The 7993-nt window shown below is 30.4% G+C and carries 6 protein-coding genes; 4 read left to right on the top strand and 2 right to left on the bottom strand.

Annotated elements, in window-relative coordinates; genetic code table 11:
* The 3 genes from DFQ07_RS03530 to DFQ07_RS03520 all read left to right on the top strand — a co-directional run.
* Positions 1 to 3690: DUF6443 domain-containing protein (locus tag DFQ07_RS03530; RefSeq protein WP_243743924.1), on the top strand; the 3690-nt coding region annotated here is incomplete at its 5' end.
* Positions 3653 to 4324: a hypothetical protein gene (locus tag DFQ07_RS03525; RefSeq protein ID WP_166627711.1), complete on the top strand. Its 672-nt coding sequence runs from the start codon at positions 3653 to 3655 to the stop codon at positions 4322 to 4324. The genes DFQ07_RS03530 and DFQ07_RS03525, both read left to right, overlap by 38 nt.
* 9 nt (positions 4325 to 4333) lie before the next feature.
* Entirely contained in the window at positions 4334 to 4663 is a 330-nt protein-coding gene (locus tag DFQ07_RS03520) for a YegP family protein (RefSeq protein ID WP_133534887.1), read from the top strand.
* Positions 4664 to 4722: 59 nt separating this feature from the next.
* Here the strand turns inward: DFQ07_RS03520 and DFQ07_RS03515 are convergent, their stop codons facing one another.
* Positions 4723 to 5247, bottom strand: coding sequence for a hypothetical protein (locus DFQ07_RS03515; protein ID WP_133534886.1), 525 nt, complete (start codon positions 5245 to 5247; stop codon positions 4723 to 4725).
* A 218-nt stretch (positions 5248 to 5465) separates the two neighbouring features.
* Positions 5466 to 6755 carry a hypothetical protein gene (locus DFQ07_RS03510; protein ID WP_133534885.1) on the bottom strand — a complete coding sequence of 430 codons (1290 nt, stop codon included), beginning with the start codon at positions 6753 to 6755 and terminating at the stop codon, positions 5466 to 5468.
* 467 nt (positions 6756 to 7222) lie between these two features.
* Here DFQ07_RS03510 and DFQ07_RS03500 point away from each other — a divergent pair, with 467 nt between their 5' ends.
* Positions 7223 to 7768, top strand: coding sequence for a hypothetical protein (locus DFQ07_RS03500; RefSeq protein WP_133534884.1), 546 nt, complete (start codon positions 7223 to 7225; stop codon positions 7766 to 7768).
* The last annotated feature ends 225 nt before the right edge of the window (positions 7769 to 7993 follow it).

Genomic DNA, 7993 nt, shown 5'->3' with positions numbered 1-7993 from the left:
TACGATGCTTTTGGAAGGCAAACCAAAGAATACTTGCCTTATGCTGTTGAAAGTGGTAATGGAGCAATTATAACGGGCGATGTAGCTACAGCAACCCAAAGCTATTATCAAGTAAAACACAGTGATGATTTTGCAGGAGTGAGTTTACCTGATGTAAATTCTTATTCAGAAAAACAGTTTGATGGTTCACCTTTGAATAGAGTGCTAAAGCAAGCTGCCCCAGGAAAAGACTGGAAATTAGGAAATGGGCATGAGATAAAGTTTGACTACCAAACGAATATCTCAGGAGAAGTAAGAGTTTTTGGAGTTACTACCACATTTGCTAATAATACCTATACTCCAACCTTAACAGGAGGAACAAGTGATTATCCAGCAGGAGAGTTGTATAAAACAGTTACTAAGGATGAGAATCATAATGGTAGCTCAAGTAAATTGCACACTACAGAAGAGTTTAAGAACAAACAAGGACAAGTTATTTTAAAACGAACATATGCTTTAGTATCAGGTGTTGAAACAGCTCACGATACCTACTATGTATATGACGATTTTGGAAACTTAACCTATGTTTTACCTCCAAAATCTGAACCACATTCAGCAAAACCAGATGCAACAGAATTATCAGAATTGTGTTATCAATATAAATACGACTATCGTAATCGCTTGGTAGAAAAGAAAATACCTGGCAAAGGATGGGAATATATTATCTATGATAAATTAGACAGACCTGTACTTACACAAGATGCTAACTTAAGAAGTGTTAATAATAATAGTACAGTTGATGATAAAAAATGGTTGTTCACCAAGTATGATGCTTTAGGAAGGATAATCTATACAGGTATGTATACACACGGTTCAGTTATTACCCGAGAAGCTATGCAAGCCTATTTTGACACTCAAAATAATATAGCTGAAAAATATTATGAAGAGAAGAAGGATGTTGCTGAAAGTTTAGGAATATATTATACTAATAATGATTTTCCAACGACAAGCATAGAAGTACTCACGATAAACTATTATGATAACTATACATTTGACAGGGCTGGAGCAAATATATCTGTAAGTGGTGTATATGGAGTAAATTCAACAGAAAACCTAAAAAGCTTAGCTACAGGAAGCAAAGTAAAAATTTTAGGTAGCTCACCAACAAAGTGGACAACCACCGTTACCTATTACGATGAAAAAGCACGACCAATTTATGTATATTCTAAAAATGACGAGTTAGGAACTACTGATATTGTAGAAAGTAATTTAGATTTTTCAGGTAAAGTGTTAGAAACCAAAACTACCCATGTAAAAGGAACTAATACACCTATTGTAACGGTAGACCGATTTGAATACGATCATATGGGCAGGCTTATTAGTCAAACCCAACAAATTAATAATCAACTCTCAGAGAGAATTGTAAAAAACAATTACGATGAGTTAGGGAAACTGGAAGCAAAACTAACAGGAAACGGAACACAAAAAGGCTATAAAGATGTAACCAGTGGTATAAGTATTAGTGATAATGTTATCACCAAAACAGGTGCCAGTGGATGGGATGCAGGTTTGGCTACTTTAGGTAGTATTACTAACGATGGATATGTAGAGTTTATAACATCAGCTGTAAATCATTATTATATGGTTGGCCTTTCCTACATCAATATTAATGCTCATTACAATACAATTGATTATGCCATATACTGTAATGGATCTGTTATTAGAGTTTATGAAAAAGGTATAAACAAAGGAGAGTTTAGTACCTGCCTAGTAGGTGATGTTTTTAGAGTAGAACGTATAGGAAGTGAAATACATTACAAAAGAAATGGAGAAACCTTTTATATTTCTCTAGTTTCTTCTTCTGGAAGTTTACTAGGAGATGTAAGTATAGCAAATACAGGTAATAAAATCAAAGATTTTAAAATTGTAGACAATAGCAAAGGGTTGCAAAAGATAGACTATGCATATAACGTACGTGGTTGGTTAAAAAATATTAACCAAGATAGTAACACAACTGATAACGATTTATTTAACTTTAGCATCAACTACAACAAGCCTCAGAATGGAGCTACGCCCCTGTTTAACGGGAACATAAGTGAAACTTCTTGGAATACGTTAAGTGTTAATAATGCAACTAATCCAGTGAGTACTCAATATACCTATAGTTACGATGCGCTTAACAGAATCACAAGCGCCATCGACAACACACGACATTATGATTTAAGTTTTGTTACTTATGATAAGAATGGAAATATATTGACTTTAAAAAGGAGTGGACCTACCAATTCACCTGCAACAAATTTTTACAGTAACATGGATGATTTGGTGTATACGTATGACAGTGCAAATAAGTTAATGAAAGTGACAGATAATGGTTATTATTGGTGGGGTTTTAAAGACGGTACAAATACCAATGATGATTTTGAATATGACAGTAATGGAAATATGATTATTGATAGAAATAAAGGAATCACAGGAATTACCTACAACCATTTAAACTTACCAGTAAGTGTAACCTTAGCAGGCGGTACTATTGGTTATACCTACGATGCTTCTGGTAACAAGCTACGAAAAGTAGCGGGTAGCACTACCACCGACTATGCAGGGAACTTTATCTATGAAAATGGCGAGTTACAATTCTTTAACCACCCTGAGGGTTATGTAAAGAATGATAATGAAACCTTTAACTATGTATACCAATACACAGACCATTTAGGAAATGTTAGGTTATCTTATACAGATGCAAATAATGATGGAACTATAACAGCAAGTACAGAAATTATAGAAGAATCTAATTACTATCCTTTTGGTTTAAAACATAAAGGGTATAATGGGAATGTGTCTTCTATTGGAAATAGCGTAGCGCAGAAGTGGAATTATTTAGGTCAAGAAAGTAATGAAGAATTTGGATTAAATTGGTTAACTTTTAGATATAGAAATTATATGCCAGACATAGGGAGGTTCTTTGGTGTAGACCCTGTAAGTGAAGACTATTTATCTATATCTACATATCAATTTGCACATAACAATCCTATTTGGAAGATTGAATTAGAAGGTTTAGAAGGTGTGCCAACAACAAATTTTGATATAGTTAATAGAGAGCCTATGGTAGGACATACTATGTTATCAACATATGAAGAAGCTGGAAATCCTAATTACCTTCCTAAAAGAAATAATTACAATCCTAAAAAAAATAATGTTTATACTTGGGCTGATAAAGATTTAACAGGAAACAACGTATTTAATAAACCCAGAAATACAAATTGTGCAAATTTAGCTTGTGCACAGGCTAATGACTTAGGAACAAATCTTAAAGGACAAGGAAAAACTGGAGAAGTTACATCAAATAATAGAATCGAAGTCTATAATGATAAAAAGGATAAACTATTGAATAGTTCAGATGCTATTGATTATGTTAATTCTGAATTAGAGGATGGAAATGCTGTTGTTGTTGGAGTTGCTTATAGCAATGGAGCTAATACAGATGACTTAGGTACTGACCATTATATTACAATTGTGGGAAGTGATACAGAGGATGGCAAAGGATTTTATATCTTTATCGAAAATGCTGTAGGAGATGAAACTAAATCAACAGATTTTAAAACGAATAGGTTATATATAAATCAAGGTAAATCAAATATATCGGGTAAAACTGTTTATCGAAATAAGACATATGAAACAACTAGAGTGCAAAAAAATGAAGAGAAGTAAAAAAAAATTAAACTTTATCAAAATTATAATTATCACAATTATGATTCCTGTTTTAGGGTGTAGCTGCCAATCTAAAAAAGAAGACTTAAATCTTTATGCAATAAACAAAAAAGGAGGATACCTTGTATTACAAGAAAATTCTCATGGCAAAAAAAGTTATTTAAAAGTCAAAGGAGCTAATTACTCAAATCACTATTTAGGAACAATTAAAAAAGAAAATAACCTTATCACCTTTTATCCAGAAAAGGCTATTGGGATGAACGGTTGTAAAAGTGATAGATATAATCAAAATTATTTTGGACTTAGTTTAGGTGAAGATAAAAAAGCTTTTGAGACTCTAAAAAACTTTGATGTATCTTATAGAACTGTAGGTGAATCTGATATAAAAGTAGAAATAAGTAAATATGATAATTATTATAAACTATCTAATAATTACAATAAAATCAAAGTGCTTTTCAATTCTAAAAATAATTTTTTTCTCAAAAAGGATTCAATTTCGTTTGACCCGACAACAACAATGCTATGCGTAGATTCAAGGATTAGGCAAAATAAATATGTTTTTAAAATAAAAAACAACAATATGTTAGAGTCTATTAATTATTTTGGTGTTCCTCAAATTTATATTATTAAATAATACAAAGCTATGTCAAAATTCGAAATCAAAACAGATAAATCTGGACAATTTAGATTTAACTTAAAAGCTGGAAATGGACAAACTATTCTAGCTAGTGAAGCTTATACAACTAAAGCAGCTTGTAATAACGGAATAGAATCTGTTAAAACTAACTCACAAGATGATAACAAGTATGATAGATTAACTGCTAAAGATGGAAGTCCATACTTTAACCTAAAAGCAGCTAACGGACAAATCATCGGAACAAGTGAAATGTATTCAAGTAAAGATGCTATGGAAAATGGTATAGCTTCTGTAAAAAAGAATGCACCAAATGCTACTGTAGAAGATAATTCTTAGTAGTTAATTAAATAGTTAAAACAAGCAAGAAGATGGACTTAGGTTCATCTTTTTGTTTTTTAGTACAAAGGATTTACATTTTTTATATAGAAACTATGAGTTTTACTTTTGATTTTATTGAACCCACAATTCTCATAGAATAAATCAAGTCTTTTTTGAGACTCTTTAAAGTTTTTATTCAATTTTTCAAATTGGAAATCTTTAAACTCTTCTCCTTTTATGGAAGGGCCATCATGTTGTTTAGGAAAACTTTGTAGCGCAATATATCCGCATTTACCACTAAAAAATATTTCTATATTTTCGAGTATTTCTTTCCCGTAACCTTTACTTCTGAATTTGGGGTAAAGCATAAACTCGTGAATAACCAAAATACTATTATTAAAACTATCACCTATTTCTTCCTTAATATCTTCTTTCAATTCTTCTGTATCATAATCTAAAAGAACACTTCCTATTCTCATTGTTTCATTTAACCTATCAAAAGCTTGATATAAACCAAAACCATAGTCTATAAAAAAATAATTATAAAGATGAAGTTTTATTTTTCCAGCTTTAATTGGGTCGTTTTCATAATCACTGGGCACTCTCTATTAAAAACCACGACAAAAGGGTTCCAATATTGGGAATGTTAAGTAAAATAAAGGTTTGTGAGAATTAGAACTTATACAAAGGATATTCATATTTTGAATATCCTTTTTTCTATTTGAAATGTTCATTACTTAACAAAAAAACAATTTTAAAAGTTGATAAAGTCATAAATTAATTGAAATATAAACTGTAAAAGTTGACTTTCTATCAATTTTTAGAACTTACAAGAAATAGCGGAAACACAATCGTTAAACTTTTGATTGACTTCTATTCTTTTTTTTCTTGCTTCTTGTATTTGTTCTTTAAAACGATCTTTGTCAGGTACTTTTCCTTTTAAGATTTCCATAGTTGTATACCCATAGAGTTCTGTAGGATATCTGTGATGATTATAATAGTCTACAAATTGTTTTAAATCTTGTAAGTGTGTTTGTGTATTTAGTGAATATTTTCCTCGCATAAATTCTGTTTTATAAATACGGTGAGTACTTTCTGACATCGAATTAGAAAAAGGAAAATCTTTAGTTTGTGCAGTAATTTTGGTAACAATTGGAGGTGCTTGTATGTTTTGAATCCAAGTTAAAAATTCACCTTTATTTTCACTTCCTCCGTCAGACAGAATATTGATAGGATTCATCTTATTAAGTAATTGATATTTGTCGAATGTTTCTAAGAACAAATTTTTAATAAAATTACTTCCTGCTTTACCATTGGTTGAACTATAATGTAAAATGGCTCTTGAAAAGTTATCTTTTACAAAGGCAACTTTTTGAACTCCATCTTCAATGGTAGAAATATTGGTAATATCTACATGCAACCATTCAAAAGTTCTCGAAGCTCTAACCCCTTTTTTAATTGGCTGTTTAAAGCGTTTAGGTTTTTGATATCCTAAAGAAGAAGCGTATTTGAAGAAAGTAGATTTACTACAAGTAACCAGATTATTAATGAGAGCATGATAATATAAGGTTGTTTTGGACTTTCCAAAGTGATTAGAATCAACTATTAAGTTCTCAATAGCTACTACTTCATCTATAGAAAGCTGATTTGGATGTTGTTTATAACATTTTTGAAACGGACTTAAACCGCAAACAAGTTTTCTTTTCTGAGTATAATACCAATCTTTAGATACACCATAATACTTACAGGAAGTATTCACAGATACGTTGGAAAGGGAAGCTAAGTGCTCTATCGAACTTATAATTTTTGAAGCGTGTAGTTTTAAAAGCTTCTTATTGTGAACTAACTCACCAAGCATATTCAAATAGCCTTTTCGAGTTTCAGCTAAAAAACGAAGCGATTTAAATAAGAATTTAGAGGCAAAAACATCTTTAATAGCATCAAACTGTTCTATATAATTTTCTGCCCATTCATTTCCATAATAGTTTTTATGTTTAAACTGATTCCAATTGTATCGTGTGGTTTTTGGTATTTGTGAAATTTGTTCTTGATCTAGTATTCCACTAGCGTATAAAATAATCACCAAAGGATGATAATTTCGTTTGTACATTTTCTCATAGCTTTTTTCAATCGGGCAAAAGTATAAAATATTAAAATTAAGTTTTAATAGTATTAGTCCCCTACTTTAATTGAAGAAATAACCTCCGAGTTTAATTGCTTTAATAGATTATTATTTGCAATGATATATGACTTAATAAAAGTAACTGAACCTAAAGTTAAATAAAATTTAGAAGTATTGTATAACCTGATTTTTTTCTTAAATTTATCCCAGAAATTAATTAAAAATTACCGTAAATAGTATCGTAAACGATTTGGCAGTTTTTTGATGTTAAAAGGCGTGAAAAAAGGTGATTCTTCGAACTCATAACCCGAAGGTCGCAGGTTCGAGTCCTGCTCCCGCTACTAAGCAAAAAGCACCACTAGAAATAGCTGGTGCTTTTTTTATATTCGAAAAACTTAATAATAATTAATTATATTTTTGAGTGTAGTATATTATAATTAACAAAAAAGGATGTTATGATTTGTAAGATGATTTTTAGAAAGAAAATAAAAAAGATTGTAGCTAAAGAGCTAGAGAAAGAAAAAGAGGGGCTGAACAAAAAGTTAGATTTAGAAAGACAACGGTTAGGTGTAGTTAAATACTTGTTAGAAACTAGAGGAACTATAGGTACACGATGTGTACTTGAAAAAACTAGTATAGGAAATAATGTGTTAGTGTTTGTTAATGAAAGTGAATATGAAGTAGATGTGTTTAATATTGATAAAAGTATCACTGAATTATCAAAGATAGATTCTAGCTTATGGGTAAAGTTGTGGCCAAAAACTAGGAAAAAAGAAGTTTTTGTTCAAGACAAGTGTACAGGAAATGATAATGGTTTCTTAGAGATAGCAATGAAGCATTTGTTTGAGTTTGTAGATGAAGTTTCAAAAGAAAAGATTGCTTGGAAAATTAAAGATATTGATAATTGTGTGACTAAAGATGAGTTAATCGCCTTGTATGAGAGTATGGGGTTTGCAATTAAACATTTTTCAGATAATAGAAAGACTGTTGATAAAAAATAATTTTTATTGAACGGCCAGATTTATCAAGAGATAAGTAAAAATAGGGGAGGTATTTCGGTTCGGAAAAAATAAAAATAATTAACGAAATTTTTTTTTAAAAGAAAATAAATTATATTTTCGTACTCATATAGGCAATATTTGTTATCTTCTTTCTTCTTATAGAATGGCGCCAAAAAAATAAAAAAAGAGAAGGTTTTATATTGTTTAAAGCTTTCTCTTTTTTTT

The organism is Tenacibaculum caenipelagi, assembly GCF_004363005.1.
Lineage (GTDB): Bacteria > Bacteroidota > Bacteroidia > Flavobacteriales > Flavobacteriaceae > Polaribacter > Polaribacter caenipelagi.
This window is presented reverse-complemented; position numbering and strand designations above follow the sequence as displayed.

Bases quoted from the DNA above. Each gene is read 5' to 3' on its own strand.
- DFQ07_RS03525 (WP_166627711.1), top strand. From the start codon at position 3,653: ATGAAACAACTAGAGTGCAAAAAAATGAAGAGAAGTAAAAAAAAATTA.
- DFQ07_RS03520 (WP_133534887.1), top strand. From the start codon at position 4,334: ATGTCAAAATTCGAAATCAAAACAGATAAATCTGGACAATTTAGATTT.
- DFQ07_RS03510 (WP_133534885.1), bottom strand. From the start codon at position 6,755: ATGTACAAACGAAATTATCATCCTTTGGTGATTATTTTATACGCTAGT.
- DFQ07_RS03500 (WP_133534884.1), top strand. From the start codon at position 7,223: ATGATTTGTAAGATGATTTTTAGAAAGAAAATAAAAAAGATTGTAGCT.